Below are 16616 nucleotides of genomic sequence, written 5' to 3'. Positions count from 1 at the left end.
GAACAGACGTTGGAAAGACGCCATATGTTCTCGTACTGCGCTGATCCTGACACGCTGGGCACGTTCCGCTGGTTTTCATGCTACCTGACCAATGGCGTACACTGGTCGTTCTACCTGTCTTTCATCAAGGTTTTGGCCCTGCTGGCTGTGACCGCGCCCGTCGCACTTGGCTTCGGGTTTGCAGGTGCCATGGCGGCGCGCTCGCATTTCCCCCCGCTCAGCTGGCTGGGCAAAGGGTATATCGCGATTGTGCGCGGCGTGCCCGACATTGCGTTTTTCCTGTTTTTCGTCATCGCACTGGATCAGGCGTTCGAGTGGACGCGGCATAAGATATTGTGCCCGGACTGGACCGACCCAATCCGCCAGGGCAATGATTTCCTTGTTTGTCAGGCTGCCAAGCTGCCACTCGGGACCGCGCCTGAATGGATGCATGAAACCTATGGGTTTTTCCTGGCGGTCATCACGTTCTCTATCGTTTTTGGCGCCTTTGCGGCCAATGTCCTGTTCGGGGGGATGCGCGCCGTACCACATGCGCAGCTGGAAACGGCCGAAGCTTATGGTATGAACCGCCGCCAGACCTTCTGGCGCATCCTGGTGCCTCAGATGTGGGTCTACGCGCTGCCCGGCCTGTCCAATCTGTGGATGGTGCTGATCAAGGCGACGCCCCTGCTCTTCCTGCTGGGTGTTGAAGATATCGTGTATTGGGCGCGCGAACTGGGCGGCACCAAAACCTCGAAATTCACGCAATACCCGCATGGCGACTGGCGCATGTGGTATTTCCTGTTCCTGCTGATCTTCTACCTTGGCATGACCCGTTTCTCGGAACTTGGGTTGGAAAAACTGATGCGGCGATTGTCCCACGGACAGGCCACTTCGGGCGGAGAGCTTCTGCGCAAGGAGACCACGGCATGATGATCCGCGTTCAAGACCGCATCCGGGTGCCGCACGCGATTGCACAGCAATCTCATTCGCGCACGCAATCTCCTTTTCAGGGAGCCCGAGCATGAGCTGCATCCAGACCATTCAGGATTACGGCCTGCGTTCGCTTGGCATTGGGGAGCGCCTGCTGCCCAAGACCGATTTCACCCTGTGCGAACAGTTCACCCTGATCGGATCGGGCATGATCTGGAACATCTATTTCGGCGTCATGGCGCTGGCGACCGGGTTCTTTCTGGCCACTGCACTGGCCGTCGGCAAAGCCTCGACCAACAAATGGCTGCGCAAACCTGCCGAATGGTTCATCTTCCTGTTCCGGGGCTCGCCGCTCTTTATCCAGTTCTTCTTTGCCTATTTCTTCTTCCTGTCGCTGAAGAAAACCTATCCAATGTTTGACACCTTCACCTCGGCTTGGCTCGGCGCACTGATCGTGCTGTTCCTGAACACCGCAGCCTATTCAGGTGAGATTTTTTATGGTGCTCTGCGCTCGATCCCCAAGGGAGATATCGAAGCGGCAGATGCCTATGGTATGTCCGGCTGGTCGCGGTTTCGGCGGATCGTCTGGCCAACCATGCTGCGGCTGGCCTGGCCTGCCTACACGAACGAAGCCATCTTTCTGTTCCACGCCACCACGCTGGTCTTCTTCTCGGCCTTTCCGGCCTGGCAGCAGCGCGGCGACGCGCTCTATTACGCCAGCTATTTCGCGGACAAGACGTTCAACCCGTTTATTCCCTATCCAATTCTGGCGTTCTATTTCATCTTGCTGACATTGGTGATTGTCGGGGGTTTTGGCCTCATCAACAAACGCCTGAACCGCCACCTGCCCACTGCGAAACGGGTGAAAATGCGGTTCAAACTGAACCTGGCGCGCTAAAGATCAGCGCGCCGGACTTTCCGGCGTTCGAGCCTACACTATGTTTGTAATGCGCTTGGCGGTGCGAACACGGACAGTCGATTTTGGGGGAATGGTACCGCCTCCCTGGCTTGAACAGGGGACCTCTGGATCCACAAGGGGCCCGGAATCAAGAGGTATTCTTTTGAATATCAAGTCACTAAATGATTCGAGAAAATTTTTTGGGCAACAATTTGGGCAGTAACTTTTGTGAGTGCTTTTGTCATTGTCATTTTAAATGAACCTCCCTCAAAAATTTGGTCAGCAAAAATGACAAAAAACTGGATTTTTCCGTTTAAAGCCAATTATTTACCGCCATTGACTCGATAATAATTTGGTAGTTGGCTTAACTCATTATCCAGATTTGAGGTGATGAGTTGTCCAAAATGAAAGCACGCCTTTCCGGTCGCCCGCGTATCGAAACCGTAAACGGAAGTAGTTATTGGGTTCAGGCCTACTACACTCCCTCTGGTCAAAGGAAACGGGTCACAGCACAGTCCGGAAGAGAAGCTAAACAGTTGGCCAAAGAACGTTTGGCCTCGGAATTGCAAGATGAAGCAATCGCTCAGGGTCACACCACTTTTGAGAAGTTCGCGGAAAAGTTCATAACGGATAGTCGAAATGGCCGTGATGGAGAACAGCCCCTTCAACCGGCGACAATCGCCGGATACGAGTCCTATCTCCGCAACTGGATCAACCCACAAATAGGAGCGCTTCCACTTGGCGATATCAACACTGCAAAAATGCGAGAGTTTCGAGATCACCTGATTGCGCGTTGTCCCAGTCGAAACACAGCCAAACACGCCCTAAATCTCGCAAAAGCCATTTTCACATATGCTGCATTGCTCGATGCCGTTTTCACCAATCCCGCTGAAGGCGTAAAAATCAAGTTGGATTGGAGTGCACAAGAAGACTTGAAGTCGGGTCGCATCCCATCCGAACAAGATATGGCCGAAATAGATGAAATGGCTCGCGACCTTTACAATTCGGATGATCCTCGTATCGCGCGGACATACCGAAGATACTATCCCATGTTTCTTCTGCTTCGGATGACCGGGATAAGAATATCTGAATGTCTTGGATTACAGTGGAGCGACTTCGGTGCTGGTTTCTCATCCGTCACGATAAACCGGAAAGTTGATCGTGCGCGCAGTAACCAGTCGCTCAAACATCGGGTTGGAAAGACCAAAACAAAGAACTCGAGGCGCACAATACCAGTCCCTCAATTGGTCTGGCCAACGCTCGCCGAATGGCGTCTCGCCTGCCCCGCAACTAAGGAAGGCTGGGTCTTCCCAACGCGTGCAGGCCACCCAATCGATTATAACAACGTCAAAAACAAATTCTGGAAACCACTTCTAAAGCGCGTCAATACGCGGCGAGAGGAGCAATTCAAACCTTTGCTAGTCGATCACGGCCTACATGGACTAAGACACTTTTTTGTTTCGTTATTGGTTAGAGAAGGACGGATAAAGGAAGCATCAGTTTTTGCTGGCCATAGTTCCGTGGCATTTACTTTAGATCAGTACGGGCACCTAATCCCCAATGATCAGCAGACAATTGACGAGGTCACGAAAATTGTCTCACGAAATCTGATAGTCTAAGCGAGCGTTTCTTGTTCAGAGCTACTGGCTAGCTGCCATCTTTGACTTGTGCTCTGTCGCGAATTCTCTGAGGCTTTGTTTTTTGCTTTTGTAAGTCTGCACTCGTTCCAGCAATATACTACCGGCGGTGTTACGCCCGGTACGCCATGAACGACGCGTCCAATAAGTACCTTCTGCCTTGGAGTAGTCATCGGCGTCCAAGACAAGTTCCGCAGCTCCGAGATGAGTTTCCTCGTCGGTCAATCCCGGGTTTGGTGTTTCTTGTCGATACACATAAGACAAATGTACTCGCCCTGTGTGTTGATGCCTCCATGGCTTTGCTGTGATAGAATGGGACTGCCCGTTTGTCGAACTGAGGCCCGCATCAATTTTTAGGCTAAACAGGCTGGTCGTGATTTGAACGGCCATAGCATCTGCCTGATCCGGGATGTCGTGCAGTTCCTGCTCAGTGATTTTTTGATCGCCCTGCGCTGCCTCGAAAAGCCGCTTGATTGTCGGCCAGTTTGTGCTGGTGCGCCCAACCCAAACACCATTGAGGTCTGGAAACCAATTGTTCAGCGCAGGTACGACGCGCCAAAGAATTCTCCATGGCGCATAGTATCCAGTCGGCCCAAAGAAACCCGAGAACAAACCGAGCAGCACAACCGGAAGAGCACGCACAATCATAGCTTCAGGGACTGCAATACCGACTATCGCTAACAAGTCGTCAACGTAAAGGGCCGCCGCAATAACAACCAACAATATTGTCGAAAGCAGCTTCCAGGGCAACAAGGCGTACACAGTTCGTTCTCCCTAAAGTTTATGTAAGAAGGCTCTTGAAGTGAATCGGTGAAGGCCCCAGTTATTGATGTATAACCTGAACGAGACACGATATGTACGACTATTCAAAAGAAATTTCTTCATTTCACTCTGACCACGTGAGGCTCACCAACGCCCAGAGAGCGGATATGAAACGCCGCCGCGAAGCGAATCTTGACCGCATCACACGAGGGCTGGAGGATGCTGAAAAACCATCTCTTGTGGATACTATAAACCAAGGTGGATATGCTCAAAAGACCATGACACAACCACCAGAAGCGGACCAAGATAGTCGCTACGACATTGACCTTGGGGTTGTGTTCGAAAAGAGCGAGGCCTCGGGCCCACGCACTACCCGCAATTGGGTAAAGAACGCAATTGCAGCCAAAGCAACTAACATGAAATACGATCCCGAAACCAAGATGAAGTGCGTCCGGGTCGTCTATTCCGATGGCTATCAATGTGACTTTCCGGTTTTCCAGAGAAGTTGGACGGAAGCAGGCTGGAAATACGAGCTGTCCGCTGGCGACGAGTGGGTAGTGTCCGACCCTGCAGCCATGAATAAATGGATCGAAACTCAGGTTTCAGTTAAGAGCCCTGAGACTTCGGGAAGCTACCAGCTCCGCCGGATTATTCGGTTGGGGAAGTTTTACACCAAAACACATTCAAAACGTTTGGGTTTGAAATTCCCCGGAGGACTGGTCGCCACGGCTCTATTCATTGAGGCTTACGTTTCAGCCGAGGGGCGTGACGATGAGAGCTTTCGAGAAACGCTTCGCAATCTATCGTATCGGTCCAAACATTTGCCTGTGTACGCAGATGGCATTCAAGTTTCGGACGAGAAAGACACTGATCGCATTGGGCGGTTAATCGAACAAGCAGAAGCTTGCGTCAAAGAGCTCGACAAACTTAATGCAGACGACACGGGCGATGCAGACGCAAAGCGAGTTTGGAAAAAAGTCTTCCGCCACAGTTTCTTCGATCCAGCACAAGAAGCAGCTAACAGCGCCGTAGCGCCACTAGAGAAAAAGTCAGCGCTTGGTGTTGGACTTGCCGCTCCAATGATTGCTTCTGCCGCAGCCGCTGCGCTTACAGACTCTGAGAAGACGGATCGTGCGCAGGCAGCGCTGGAAGCCAAGCGTGCAGCAGGTGGTGGAAATAAACCATGGGCGCAATAGCGAAAAAGGACGAAGAAACGGCCCCGCCGGAGGCCTTAATTGAAGAGGCCAACAAGTACGTCGCTCAGTACCAACCCGAACTAAGTGTCACTACTTGGAAGGATTTGGTTTGCATCGCCGGAAAGTACATCTTGACTGGACCACTCGGTGAGTTTGACAGTTTCGAAGTCCAAATCGCTGTTCCCGCGAGTTTTCCAGAGGATGAGCCGGTGGTTTTCGAAACCGGTGGACGGATTGAACGGGTTCTAGACAGACACATCTTCGAACAGCATGGCAACTGTTGCGTCGGTGTCTATGAGGAATGGCTATTGCGCACCACCGAACCTAGTTTGCAAGAGTATTTCTTAGGTCCGATCGATGACTACTTCTTCAGCCAACACTGGTATGAGACCAAGTTAGCGGAGACGGGAAAAGGCGAATGGCCCTTAGGTGAAAGGTCTCATGGCCTTGCAGGAGAGTTGGAGGCGTTCGGGGATATTCTGGGCTTGGAACCAGACGCAAAACTTATCGCCGATCACCTCAAAATCTTAGCCAAAAACCCAATAAAGGGTCACCTGAGTTGTCCTTGTGGTAGTGGAAAACGCCTTCGTAATTGTCACCGTGAACACATTGACCAACTTCGTCTTGTGGTTAACCCGTCGATGGCACGTCGAATGTTGGACAGAATTCACTCCCGCGTCGGCAAACTTCGCAAGTAGCCTTAGGGAACCGAAGGCTCGAGCAAAAAATTTGTCTACGCCGTAGATGTTTGAGCAAATCTAGAGATTTTGAGAGAAACATAAGCTAACACTTCTGCACTTATTCTGAGGTCTTGGTTGTCTGTTTCGCTTACTTTTTTGGGCAATTTTTGGGCAAAATCCGAATTTGCCCCCTTTTTGTTCGAAGCTACCTCCATAAAAAACTGGTGCAACTGAGCCGAACAATCTCAAGCAATCAAACAAAAAAACAGCTTTGGGAGATGGTACCGCCTCCCTGGCTTGAACAGGGGACCTCTGGATCCACAATCCAGCGCTCTAACCAACTGAGCTAAGGCGGCACTTCGTGAGGGGCGATGTACCGAACGCGCCGGGGGAATGCAAGAGGATTAAAGCCGAATTCTCCAGCTTTGTTCGACAAGATCGACCCCAAAGGAATGCACCGGTTTGCTGTCGATCAGTTCCCAGCCAAACGCCCTGTAAAGCGCGCAGGCAGCCGTATGGCTTTCATGGGTCCACAGAACCATTTCCCGATATCCAGCCTCGCGTGCGAAGTCTGTACAGGTCTGTAACAGCCGTTTCCCCAACCCAAGTCCGCGCGCCTCGGGGACAAGCAGGAAGAGGCGCAGTTTGGCGGTCGTCTGGTCCACGCGCACGCAGAAGATGCTACCCAATCTTTGTCCAGCCCGTTCAGCAATCCAGCCTTTTTCAAAGGACGGGTCGTTGTCTGCAATGAACTCCTCAAGGATGCGCGCAACCAATGGGGCAAAGCTGTCATCAAATCCTTCGTCGCGCGCATAGAGCAACCCGTGCTGTTCAACCAGCCACGCGGCATCATCGGGGCGAAACGTTCTGAGAACCACTTTATCCATGTCTTATCTGACCGCAAAGGTGACTTGATTCTCAACCCCGTGCGCGTTAGCACGAACGCTCAGGCTCGGAGGCACAGATGGGCATCAATACCGAACGCGATATACAGGCCAACCTGCAAATCGGCCCGACCGATCAGGGGATGGTACGCTTGTTCATCGAAGCCGACGGCATCGAGATTCCGATGGATTTCGATCCCGAGGAAGCCGAAGAAATCGCAGACGAGATCCGCGCCGCGATACAGGCCGCCCTCGCCGTCAAAGGCTGAGCTTTTTACAAGCGCGGATCGCGCAGTGCATGCAGTCGGCGTGCTGCATCTGTTGCAAATTTCTGGATCATCTTTTTGCGCCGCGCTGGAGCAAGCTTGTCCTCGGGCGCCATGCGCACGATCTCGGCATCATAGGCATCAGCAATGATCAAGCCCGTTTCGTCAGGTAACAGATCGGTCGGAAACTCGGTATCCACGGCCCAGAAGAATCGGTCGCACCATTCCAGATAGCCCTGCCATTTGGCATCCGATTGATAATCGGCACGGCTGGATTTGCATTCGATCACCCAAATCTCACCTTTGGGACCCAGCCCCATCACATCGACACGCAGACCACGTGCCGGAACGAATTCTTCAACAGAAACAAAACCATGCGCGGCAAGGTGGCGTGCGACGCCACGCGCCAGTTTCTGTCCGGGCTGCAGATCTAAAGTCATGTCAGAAATGTGAACAATTAGGGAACAAAAGTAAAGTGCTGCGTCGCACTTGACATGATACCTTTGGGTGTCGCATTAATATGATACCAAATGGTATCTCTTCCGGGGTTGCTTATGGATAACCGAACTCAAAACGCGTTTCGTGCGCTGGCCGATCCCACACGTAGGGACATTGTGCAATTGCTCTCGTCTCAAGACATGACCATCGGGCAGTTGACAGACCGGTTCGACATGACCCGGGCCGCGGTCAAAAAACATCTGACCGTGCTATCCGACGGCGGCTTGATCACCGTTGAAACCCGCGGCCGCGAACGCATTAACCGTCTTGAACCAAAGGGGATGGCCCCCGTTTTGGACTGGCTCAGATATTTTGACCAGTTCTGGGACGATCGCCTCAACTCTCTCAAGGAAGCTGTTGAAAGGAAATCGAAATGACCGATGCAGTTCTGAATAAATCGATCTTTCTGAGGGCCGAGCCGGAAACGGTTTGGGCTTATCTTACAGACCCGGATCGTCTGGCGGAATGGTTCCACAAACCTCGACATACTCTGTCCGCGGGTCAAAAGCTGGAGATGTTTGGCACGACAAGCGGCGACCTGTTGATCTGGGGTGAGGTTCGCGTTGCCAACCCTCCCAAATATCTGGAATACACGTTCACCGTAAAACCGATGGGCGACACGGTGAGCGTAGTCAAGTGGACCCTGGAACCCGTCGCAGGCGGGACGCGCCTTGACCTTCGGCATGAAGGCCTGCCGCAGGGGGCCGATGCCTTTGGCCTGATCCTGGCGCTGGACAAGGGTTGGGACGAACACTTTGGCAAGATGCGCACGGCATTGCACGAAACTGTTGATGCCTGACCCCTTGTGCGAACCCGTCATACGCCCTACTTAAGCGCGTGGCGGGTTCTGCCCTTCTTGTGAAAGGTAGCATTCTGGTGGCCTTAAGCAATTCCGAGGGGGCTGGCTCTGTTCAGGTCCTGGCCTGATTACCTGGCGCCCACCTGTATATACAGGTCCTCGGGAATCAAACCACACGGTTGTTTGGTGGTCCCGCCACATTTTCCACGGAAGTTCAGCGCCCAGCGCGGGCTTCCTGCTTTGCAACCGCCGGTTCAAAGCTGTGTACAACAGGTGTCCCCCGGCGCGGGCCTTGCGGCTTTTCTGCCATGCTCATGATCTTGTAGGCGAACTGGACACCGGCAAAGACAATGCCGTTCATGAACCAGATCATCACCAAAGCGATAAGACCGATTTCCGAACTGGTTATCAGATGGCGCAGGTTTGCGACATTCAGCGCCAACAGGACGCCGACAAACACAGCCGAAATGACAAAGCCCCAGGCAACTTGCGTGATATAAAGGCGGATCAGTTTGGGCATGGCGAACCTCTTTGCGCTATGACATTCAAGTTAGCGCATATCTGGTTCTCGTAAAGGCGTCAGAATGCCTCGGGCTGTGCCTCACGCGCCATATGATCCAGCACAGCATTGACGAATTTCGGCTCTTTGCCTTCCGGGAAAAACGCACGCGCAACGTCAACAAATTCAGTGATGACAACCTTTGGCGGCGTGTCGCTTTGGGTCAGCTCTGCCCCAGCCGCACGGAACAGCGCCCGCAAGGTCGGGTCAATCCGAGCGATCGGCCATTTGGCGACCAGCGCACGGTCCGTCATCTGGTCGATGGCCGCCTGATAGTTCACCGCATTGTCGACCAACGAGCGGAAGACACTGATATCACCGTCCAACATTTCCTCACCCTCATAGACAGCGCCAAAACGGTGATCCAGAAACTCATTCACGACAGCTTCGGTCGTTTGCCCGGACTGTTCCATCTGGAACAGCGCCTGCACGGCATAAAGCCGGGCGGCGGATTTCATCAGGCGTTTCTGGTTGGCCGGTTTCGGCGCGTCTGTCTTGGTCATGCTGTCGAGGGTCCGTTGCTGTCGCCCGCCACGAGGATGGACTCGGACGGCGGTTTGAAACCAACGCCCTTTTTGGAAGAGCCCCACTTACGGCTGAGCGCGATCAGATGCAAGGCCGCAGCAGCAGCCCCACCCCCTTTATTCATCTTTTTCGGGTTCGCGCGGACTTCGGCCTGCGCGTCGTTTTCCACAGTCAGAATGCCATTGCCGATGCACAGGCCCTGCAGGCCCATCAACTGGATGGCCCGGCTGGAGTCATTGCAAACGGTTTCGTAATGCGTTGTCTCGCCACGAATGACGCAGCCCAGCGCGACGTAGCCATCAAAGTTGCACTGACGGTCGGCCATTGCGATGGCGGTCGGGATTTCCAGCGCGCCGGGCACCTCGACCACTTCGCAGGTTCCGCCCGCGGCTTCGATTTCGGCCTTCGCGCCCGTGATCAGGTTATCGGCAATCGCACGATAAAACGGCGCCGCCACGATCAGCAGCTTGACCGGCTTGTCAAATGTCGGTGTCGGCAGAACGCCATGTTCGTCTTGAGCAGCCATGATCAGTCTTCCTTCAAAATCGAACGGGTACCGACGATGGACAGGCCAAACGCGTCAAGCCCCAGATATACGGTTTGCGGCGAGTCGGTCAGCAGAACCAGTTCCTGAATTCCCATCTTGGACAGGATCTGCGCCCCCAGACCGGTTTGTTTGATTGTGCGCGGCCCCTCGTCACCCGTTGCATATAGCGAGTTGCGCGGTTGACGGAACAGGCAGACCACGCCCCGTCCTTCTTCAGAAATCTTCTCCATGGCGCGCGGCAGTTCGCGCGAGGATTTCGGACCAAGACCCAGAATATCGGGGGCCTCGTGCAGAGCATGGGTGCGGGTCAACACCGGTTCGGGTGTGGTAATGTCGCCCTTGATCATGACCACATGTTCGATGCCATGGGTCTGATCGGTGAACAGCCGCATTTCCCACTCGCCACCATATTCTGAGGTCACCATCTGACGCGAGGTTTCAACCACCAGATTGTCGTTGCGCGACCGGTAGGCGATCAGGTCACTGATTGTGCCGATCTTCATGTTGTGCTCTTGCGCAAATTCAACCAGATCGGGCAGACGCGCCATGGTGCCGTCGGGTTTCATGATCTCGCAGATCACGCCCGAGGGGTTCAGGCCGGCCAGACGCGAGATATCAACGGCAGCCTCGGTATGACCGGCACGCACCAGCACCCCACCCCGCTTGGCGCGCAAGGGGAAGACGTGGCCGGGCGTTGCGATATGAGCCATCGTGTTTTGCTCGTTGATCGCAGTCGCCACGGTCAGCGCACGGTCGGCGGCAGAGATCCCGGTGCTGACCCCTTCGCGCGCCTCGATGGACACGGTGAATGCGGTTTCGTGCCGGGATGAGTTGTTCACCGCCATCATCGGCAGCCCAAGTGCTTCGACCCGTTCTGCCGTCATCGGCAGGCAGATCAGGCCACGGCCATGGGTGGCCATAAAGTTAATGGCCTCGGCATCGGCGAACTCGGCAGCAATCACCAGATCGCCCTCGTTTTCGCGATCCTCGTGGTCGACCAGGATATACATCCGGCCCGCACGCGCCTCTTCAATAATGTCTTCGATCGGGCTGATCGCATCGCGCAGCCGGGCCTCGACCGGGCCGGGTGTCTCAAAGCTCATTGGGCAGCCTTTCGCATGGCATGTTTGAACGGCGGAATAGACCACTGAGGGCACAAAGACCAGTCCACAAACGGCGCAGGTCTGTTCCGACGCGACGTATCCTATCAGGACATTTCGGCCAGACGCGCCACATAACGGGCCAGCGTATCGATCTCAAGATTGACCCTGTCACCGACCTGCACGTCACCCCAAGTGGTGACCTCTTTGGTGTGTGGAATGAAGTTGATGCCAAAATCGCAGTCTGTCACGTCATTGACCGTCAGGGATGTGCCGTTCAGTGCCACCGACCCTTTGGGCGCGATAAACCGTGCAAGATCTTTTGGCGCGCGCAGGATGACGCGGGTGCTGTCGCCGTCTTCCTTGATCGCGATCACCTCGGCTACACCATCCACATGGCCCGAAACGATGTGACCGCCCAGTTCGTCACCAACCTTCAGGGCGCGTTCCAGATTGACACGCTTGCCGACAGTCCAGGTGTCGAGATTGGTTTTCGAAACGGTTTCCGCGCTGATCTGGACGTCATACCAATCGTCGCCCAGCGCGATCACGGTCAGGCACACACCGTCACTGGCAATCGAGGCCCCGATATCGATGCCCGCAGTGTCATAGGTGGTCCTGATCCGCGCACGCAGGTCTCCCTGCTGCTCCAGCTCGGCGACGGTGCCCATGTCGGTGACGATCCCTGTAAACATTCCGTTAACCCTCAGTTTCTAACCTGTGCCTGACTATCACCGTCGAGGTAAGGCCAACGGGCCGCGCGGGCAAGCCCTGCCTTGCCGTACACCGACCAAACGGGCATAGTTTTGGCAACAACAACAATACGAGCAGTTCGGATGCAGCACCCGCCTTTAAGGTCTCATGATCGGGTCTTCCTGTTCCTTCAGGGCCCGCACGGACCTTTTTTCCCGGCCTTGGGGCGTATGTTGCGCGCGACGGGGGCTCGGGTCTGGCGAGTTGGATTCAATGCAGGCGATCAGGCGTTCTGGTTTGACAAAGCAAGTTACATCCCGTTTCAGGACAAACCGGAAAACTGGCCCGCAACACTGTCCTCTTTAATCGCTGAAAAAGCTGTTACGGACATTGTACTATATGGCGACACCAGACCCATACATGCGCGTGCGGTCGAAATCGCACGGTCTTGCGGAGTTACCGTACATGTATTCGAGGAGGGGTATCTGCGCCCCTGGTGGGTGACCTATGAGCGGGACGGGTCAAATGGAAATTCCCGGCTGATGACGCTGGACGTTCAGCAGATGCGTCAGGCCATGGCCCTGTCCGACCGAAAGGCGCCGCCGCCCCCGTCGCATTGGGGAGACATGCGGCATCATATCTTCTATGGCGCCCTTTATCATTGGTTCGTGATGACTCTGAACAGCCGCTACCGAAACTTTCAACCGCACAGGGAATTACCTGTCTCGCAAGAATTCAGATTGTACCTCAAGCGCCTGTTTTTGATGCCTTTTCATCGTCTTCAGCGAAGTGTGGCGACGGCGCGGGTCAGATGGGGCGGATACCCCTACCACCTCGTTCTGTTGCAGCTTGGGCATGACAGCTCGGTGAAGGCTCATTCCAGCTTTTCGGGCATGTGTGAATTTCTTGAGCTGGCAATCGAAGGATTTGCGCAAGGCGCGCCGACCCATCACAGGCTGGTGGTAAAGGAACACCCCCTGGAAAACCATCGCGAACCGTTGCGACGCCGGGCTCGCGAGATTGCCAGAAAACACGGCATCGACGACCGGGTTCATTATGTGCCGGGCGGCAAGCTGGCCAGATTGCTGGATGAGGCGAATTCGGCCGTCACCGTGAATTCCACCGCCGGACAGCAGGTCCTGTGGCGGGGCATTCCATTGCGCATTTTCGGGCGTTCGGTTTATGACAAACCCGATTTCGTCTCGCAGCAGCCGATCGCGGCGTTTTTTGCCGATCCTTGCCGCCCCGATTCCGAAGCCTATCGCTGTTATCGGCAATTTCTTCTGGAAACCAGTCAGGTACCCGGCGGGTTCTATTCAAGACGAGGGCGCCGTCAGCTGCTGCGCCGCGCCGTGGATATGCTTTTGGACACCAACGATCCCTACCAATCGGTTCTGAATACGAACGAGGCGCGAACGACACAGTTGAAAGTCGTCGAATGAAACGGGTGGTGTGTGACTGGAAGTTAAGCAACTTACCAGCTAATCTGCACGCAACTACAAAAGACTGAGGATATCGGGCGGTGAAAGTCTCTCCTAGGCGATGGATTCGGGGCGTGTCCTTTGTGGCTGCAATTGGCCTGCTGGCCGCGTGCCAGCTGCCAAAATCCGGACCGAACAAATCCGAAATTCTGGCCGGTTCAGTTCAAAAAGGGGGCAACGCATTTGTCGTTGAAGTTGATGACAACGTCACACGCGCGACATCCGCTATTCCTCAGTATGGTTTTTCTTCCTCCTTTAGCAGTGCCCAGACATTGACCGCGGATACCGTCCGCCCTGGCGACGTGCTGGGGCTGACCATCTGGGAAAACGTCGACGATGGCCTTCTGTCCGGCGAAACCGGTCTTGCAACCACGTTGAATGAGGTTCAGGTCGACAGCGACGGATTTATCTTTGTTCCCTATGCAGGCCGGATTCGGGCTGCGGGAAACACGCCGGAACAGCTGCGCGTTCTGATCACAGACAAGCTTCAGGAGCAAACGCCGGACCCGCAGGTCGAAGTGCGGCGCGTCGCTGGTGACGGGTCCACCGTCTCGCTGACGGGCACGGTTGCCGCGCCGGGCATTTATCCGATTGAACGGCCAACCCGGTCGCTGCTTGGTATGTTGTCCCAGGCAGGCGGAGTCTCGGTCGCGTCTGACATCGCGCTGGTGACCCTGATCCGGGGCGATCAGAAGGGTACCGTCTGGTACGAGGACCTGTTTCGCAACCCCAAGCTGGACGTCGCCCTGCGCGGTGGCGACCGCATTCTGGTGGAAGAGGACAGCAGATCGTATATCGCCCTTGGCGCAACCGGGGGCCAGTCGCGCGTGGCATTTGAAAGCCAGGACCTGTCGGCACTGGAAGCCTTGGCACAGGTCGGTGGTCTGCTGACGCTGTCCTCAGATCCAACGGGTATCTTTATCCTGCGCAAGGAACGTCAGGATGTCGCCCGCAGTATCACCGGACGCGCCGACCTCAAAGGGGATCAGCGCATGATCTACCTGCTGAACCTGACAGCCCCCAACGGCCTGTTCATTGCACGCGATTTCGTGATCCGGGACGATGATACGATCTACGTGACCGAAGCGCCCTATGCACAATGGAGCAAATCGATCTCACTTATCGCAGGCGGTCTGACACCCGTTGCAAACGTTGCCACCCTAACCGGCAATTGATGCATGAGGCCCGATCCCGACACGTCAGCCGGGAGCGGGCAAAATCGGCTGTTCGTCTATAACGGCGGCTTTCTGACCCAGAATCGTCTGAGACGAATCCTGTCGCTTTCGGGTTACGACATTCGTCTGGGATATCCCAAAGACGGCGATTGCGTAGGCGTCTGGGGTAACAGCCCGACAGCACATCGCGGCCTTAAGATCGCCGAAAAACACGCTGCCCCGGTTCTGCGGGTCGAGGACGCCTTTCTCAGATCTCTGCACCCGGGCCGGAATGGCGAGCCCCCTTTGGGGCTGTTACTGGATCGTTCCGGCCTGCATTTCGATGCCGCCACGCCGTCTGAGCTTGAAACAGTGCTGGCCACGCACCCCCTGGATGACACGGCCCTGCTGAACCGTGCCCGCGCCGCGATCACGCGGATCAGGGAGCTTAACCTCAGCAAGTATTCCGCCTTCGATCTCGATCTTGACCCACCCGATCCGGGTTATGTTCTGGTGATTGATCAGACGGTTGGCGATGCGTCGGTAACAGCAAGCGGAGCGGACCGCGCCCGGTTTCTTGAAATGCTTGTCTTGGCGCAGGAGGAAAACCCCGGCGCGCGTATCCTGATCAAGACGCATCCTGAAACACTGGCTGGTCACCGTCAGGGGCATTTTACCAATCAGGACCTGTCAGACCGGATATCGCAGTTCAGCGACCCGATCAGCCCATGGCCGTTGCTTGAAGGGGCTGTCGCAGTCTACACCGTGTCCTCGCAACTGGGGTTTGAGGCAATTCTGGCTGGCCACAAACCGCGTGTTTTCGGCCAACCTTTCTATGCAGGATGGGGCCTGACGCAGGATGACCGCCCCGTTCCGCGTCGTCAGCGCAGCCTGACACGGGCACAATTGTTCGCGGCCGCCATGCTGCTTTACCCGACTTGGTACGATCCCTATCGCGATCAGCTGTGCGAGCTGGAAACGGTGCTGGACACGTTAGAGGCACAGACCCGCGTTTGGCGACAGGACAAGAACGGCTGGACGGCATCCGGGATGCGCTTGTGGAAACGCAGGCATCTGCAACAGTTCTTCGGACAACATGGAAAGCTGCGCTTTACGGCATCTCAACCCGGCACACCGGACCACCCCCACATGGTCTGGGCCAGCCAGGCAAGAAACACCGAAGGGGCGGTTCGGGTCGAAGACGGGTTCTTGCGTTCACGCGGACTTGGGGCGGCACTGGTCCCGCCACTGTCGCTGGTGACGGACGAATTCGGTATCTATTACAACCCGACAAAACCCAGCCAGTTGGAAGAGTTGATCACTTTGCGTGAAACGTTGAGGCCGGATCAGGACCTGCGCGCAGAGCGTCTTATCGAGAACCTCTTGGCCGCAGGCTTGAGCAAATACAATACCGGCAATCCCGCCAGCCCCCTGCCCGAAGGCCATCGTATTCTTGTGCCCGGACAGGTCGAGGACGATGCCTCAATCCTGTTGGGTACCAGCGCGGTTCGCAACAATCTGGACCTGCTGAAAGCTGCGCGCGACGCCAATCCCGACGCGATCCTGATTTACAAACCCCACCCCGATGTCGAAGCGGGTTTGCGCGAAGGCAGGATCGATGCCGAGGCAATTGCCGACATCGTTGCAACCCAAACAGACCCCGCATCATTGTTGCTGCACGTGCAGGAAGTATGGACCATGACGTCGCTTCTGGGGTTCGAAGCTTTGCTGCGCGGCGTGAAGGTTACAACTCTGGGCGCGCCTTTTTATGCGGGTTGGGGGCTGACCACGGATCTGGGGGCTGTTCCTGCCCGGCGTGGTGCGCGACCGACGTTGATGGGCCTCGTCCATGCCACCCTTATTGATTATCCTCGCTATTTCGACCCGGTCACGGGGCAACCCTGCCCCGTCGAGGTTGCCGTTGAACGTCTGGCGCAGGGCACTTGTGCCCCGACCGGTCCCTTCAATCGTGTTCTGTCAAAACTTCAGGGCGTGTTTGCGACACATGCGCACTTGTGGCGCTAA

The 16616-nt window shown here is 55.5% G+C and carries 19 protein-coding genes and 1 tRNA gene; 11 read left to right on the top strand and 9 right to left on the bottom strand.

Annotated features, from left to right (window positions below; genetic code table 11):
* The first annotated feature begins 24 nt into the window (after positions 1-24).
* The 3 genes from ACR0NZ_RS01870 (at position 25) to ACR0NZ_RS01860 (ending at position 3429) form a co-directional block, all read left to right on the top strand.
* Entirely contained in the window at positions 25-912 is an 888-nt protein-coding gene (locus ACR0NZ_RS01870; protein ID WP_480517728.1) for an ABC transporter permease, read from the top strand.
* Between the two features lie 91 nt (positions 913-1003).
* Positions 1004-1810 (top strand): ABC transporter permease, encoded by an 807-nt coding sequence (locus tag ACR0NZ_RS01865; RefSeq protein WP_480516570.1) that lies wholly within the window; start codon positions 1004-1006, stop codon positions 1808-1810.
* A 404-nt stretch (positions 1811-2214) separates the two neighbouring features.
* The gene (locus ACR0NZ_RS01860) at positions 2215-3429 is read left to right on the top strand and encodes a tyrosine-type recombinase/integrase (RefSeq protein WP_480516568.1); all 1215 of its coding nucleotides are present in this window, start codon (positions 2215-2217) and stop codon (positions 3427-3429) included.
* Between the two features lie 21 nt (positions 3430-3450).
* Here the strand turns inward: ACR0NZ_RS01860 and ACR0NZ_RS01855 are convergent, their stop codons facing one another.
* Complete coding sequence (locus ACR0NZ_RS01855) at positions 3451-4209, bottom strand: Cap15 family cyclic dinucleotide receptor domain-containing protein (RefSeq protein WP_480516566.1); 759 nt, start codon at positions 4207-4209, stop codon at positions 3451-3453.
* 92 nt (positions 4210-4301) lie between these two features.
* Between ACR0NZ_RS01855 and ACR0NZ_RS01850 the strand changes: the two genes are divergently transcribed.
* Positions 4302-5405, top strand: coding sequence for a cyclic GMP-AMP synthase DncV-like nucleotidyltransferase (locus ACR0NZ_RS01850; protein ID WP_480516564.1), 1104 nt, complete (start codon positions 4302-4304; stop codon positions 5403-5405).
* Positions 5393-6103: a hypothetical protein gene (locus ACR0NZ_RS01845; RefSeq protein ID WP_480516562.1), complete on the top strand. Its 711-nt coding sequence runs from the start codon at positions 5393-5395 to the stop codon at positions 6101-6103. The genes ACR0NZ_RS01850 and ACR0NZ_RS01845 overlap by 13 nt, the downstream gene beginning before the upstream one ends.
* 261 nt (positions 6104-6364) lie before the next feature.
* Here ACR0NZ_RS01845 and ACR0NZ_RS01840 read toward each other — a convergent pair.
* Together ACR0NZ_RS01840 and ACR0NZ_RS01835 are read right to left on the bottom strand one after the other, a co-directional pair.
* Positions 6365-6441: transfer RNA gene (locus ACR0NZ_RS01840), tRNA-His, on the bottom strand.
* Between the two features lie 48 nt (positions 6442-6489).
* On the bottom strand, positions 6490-6972 hold the full coding sequence (locus tag ACR0NZ_RS01835; protein WP_480476440.1) for a GNAT family N-acetyltransferase: 483 nt from the start codon (positions 6970-6972) through the stop codon (positions 6490-6492).
* A gap of 77 nt (positions 6973-7049) precedes the next feature.
* Here ACR0NZ_RS01835 and ACR0NZ_RS01830 point away from each other — a divergent pair, with 77 nt between their 5' ends.
* Positions 7050-7238, top strand: a complete 189-nt coding sequence (locus ACR0NZ_RS01830) for a DUF6324 family protein (protein WP_117869403.1) — start codon at positions 7050-7052, stop codon at positions 7236-7238.
* A gap of 5 nt (positions 7239-7243) precedes the next feature.
* Here the strand turns inward: ACR0NZ_RS01830 and ACR0NZ_RS01825 are convergent, their stop codons facing one another.
* The gene (locus tag ACR0NZ_RS01825; RefSeq protein ID WP_480493473.1) at positions 7244-7675 is read right to left on the bottom strand and encodes an MmcB family DNA repair protein; all 432 of its coding nucleotides are present in this window, start codon (positions 7673-7675) and stop codon (positions 7244-7246) included.
* A gap of 114 nt (positions 7676-7789) precedes the next feature.
* Here ACR0NZ_RS01825 and ACR0NZ_RS01820 point away from each other — a divergent pair, with 114 nt between their 5' ends.
* Positions 7790-8110 carry an ArsR/SmtB family transcription factor gene (locus ACR0NZ_RS01820; protein WP_480516560.1) on the top strand — a complete coding sequence of 107 codons (321 nt, stop codon included), beginning with the start codon at positions 7790-7792 and terminating at the stop codon, positions 8108-8110.
* On the top strand, positions 8107-8532 hold the full coding sequence (locus ACR0NZ_RS01815) for an SRPBCC family protein (protein ID WP_480516558.1): 426 nt from the start codon (positions 8107-8109) through the stop codon (positions 8530-8532). Before ACR0NZ_RS01820 ends, ACR0NZ_RS01815 begins: the two co-directional genes overlap by 4 nt.
* A 214-nt stretch (positions 8533-8746) precedes the next feature.
* Here ACR0NZ_RS01815 and ACR0NZ_RS01810 read toward each other — a convergent pair whose 3' ends face one another.
* The 5 genes from ACR0NZ_RS01810 to ACR0NZ_RS01790 all read right to left on the bottom strand — a co-directional run bounded on the left by ACR0NZ_RS01810 (position 8747) and on the right by ACR0NZ_RS01790 (position 11958).
* On the bottom strand, positions 8747-9052 hold the full coding sequence (locus ACR0NZ_RS01810) for a hypothetical protein (protein ID WP_480516556.1): 306 nt from the start codon (positions 9050-9052) through the stop codon (positions 8747-8749).
* Between the two features lie 59 nt (positions 9053-9111).
* Complete coding sequence (nusB, locus tag ACR0NZ_RS01805) at positions 9112-9594, bottom strand: transcription antitermination factor NusB (RefSeq protein ID WP_480481565.1); 483 nt, start codon at positions 9592-9594, stop codon at positions 9112-9114.
* On the bottom strand, positions 9591-10142 hold the full coding sequence (locus ACR0NZ_RS01800) for a 6,7-dimethyl-8-ribityllumazine synthase (RefSeq protein ID WP_209504307.1): 552 nt from the start codon (positions 10140-10142) through the stop codon (positions 9591-9593). The genes nusB and ACR0NZ_RS01800 overlap by 4 nt, the downstream gene beginning before the upstream one ends.
* A 2-nt stretch (positions 10143-10144) precedes the next feature.
* Positions 10145-11266 (bottom strand): 3,4-dihydroxy-2-butanone-4-phosphate synthase, encoded by a 1122-nt coding sequence (ribB, locus tag ACR0NZ_RS01795; protein ID WP_480505670.1) that lies wholly within the window; start codon positions 11264-11266, stop codon positions 10145-10147.
* 104 nt (positions 11267-11370) lie between these two features.
* Positions 11371-11958 (bottom strand): riboflavin synthase, encoded by a 588-nt coding sequence (locus tag ACR0NZ_RS01790; protein WP_480516555.1) that lies wholly within the window; start codon positions 11956-11958, stop codon positions 11371-11373.
* A 141-nt stretch (positions 11959-12099) separates the two neighbouring features.
* Between ACR0NZ_RS01790 and ACR0NZ_RS01785 the strand changes: the two genes are divergently transcribed.
* From ACR0NZ_RS01785 to ACR0NZ_RS01775, 3 genes are all read left to right on the top strand, one after another.
* Positions 12100-13398 carry a capsule biosynthesis protein gene (locus ACR0NZ_RS01785; protein WP_480516553.1) on the top strand — a complete coding sequence of 433 codons (1299 nt, stop codon included), beginning with the start codon at positions 12100-12102 and terminating at the stop codon, positions 13396-13398.
* Between the two features lie 80 nt (positions 13399-13478).
* Positions 13479-14612: a polysaccharide biosynthesis/export family protein gene (locus tag ACR0NZ_RS01780; protein WP_480516551.1), complete on the top strand. Its 1134-nt coding sequence runs from the start codon at positions 13479-13481 to the stop codon at positions 14610-14612.
* 3 nt (positions 14613-14615) lie between these two features.
* Positions 14616-16616 (top strand): capsular polysaccharide biosynthesis protein, encoded by a 2001-nt coding sequence (locus ACR0NZ_RS01775; RefSeq protein WP_480516549.1) that lies wholly within the window; start codon positions 14616-14618, stop codon positions 16614-16616.

Source organism: Ruegeria sp. AE3 (genome assembly GCF_056542225.1).
The sequence above is the reverse complement of the archived record's forward strand: the minus strand, read 5'-3'. Positions and strand labels throughout refer to the sequence as shown.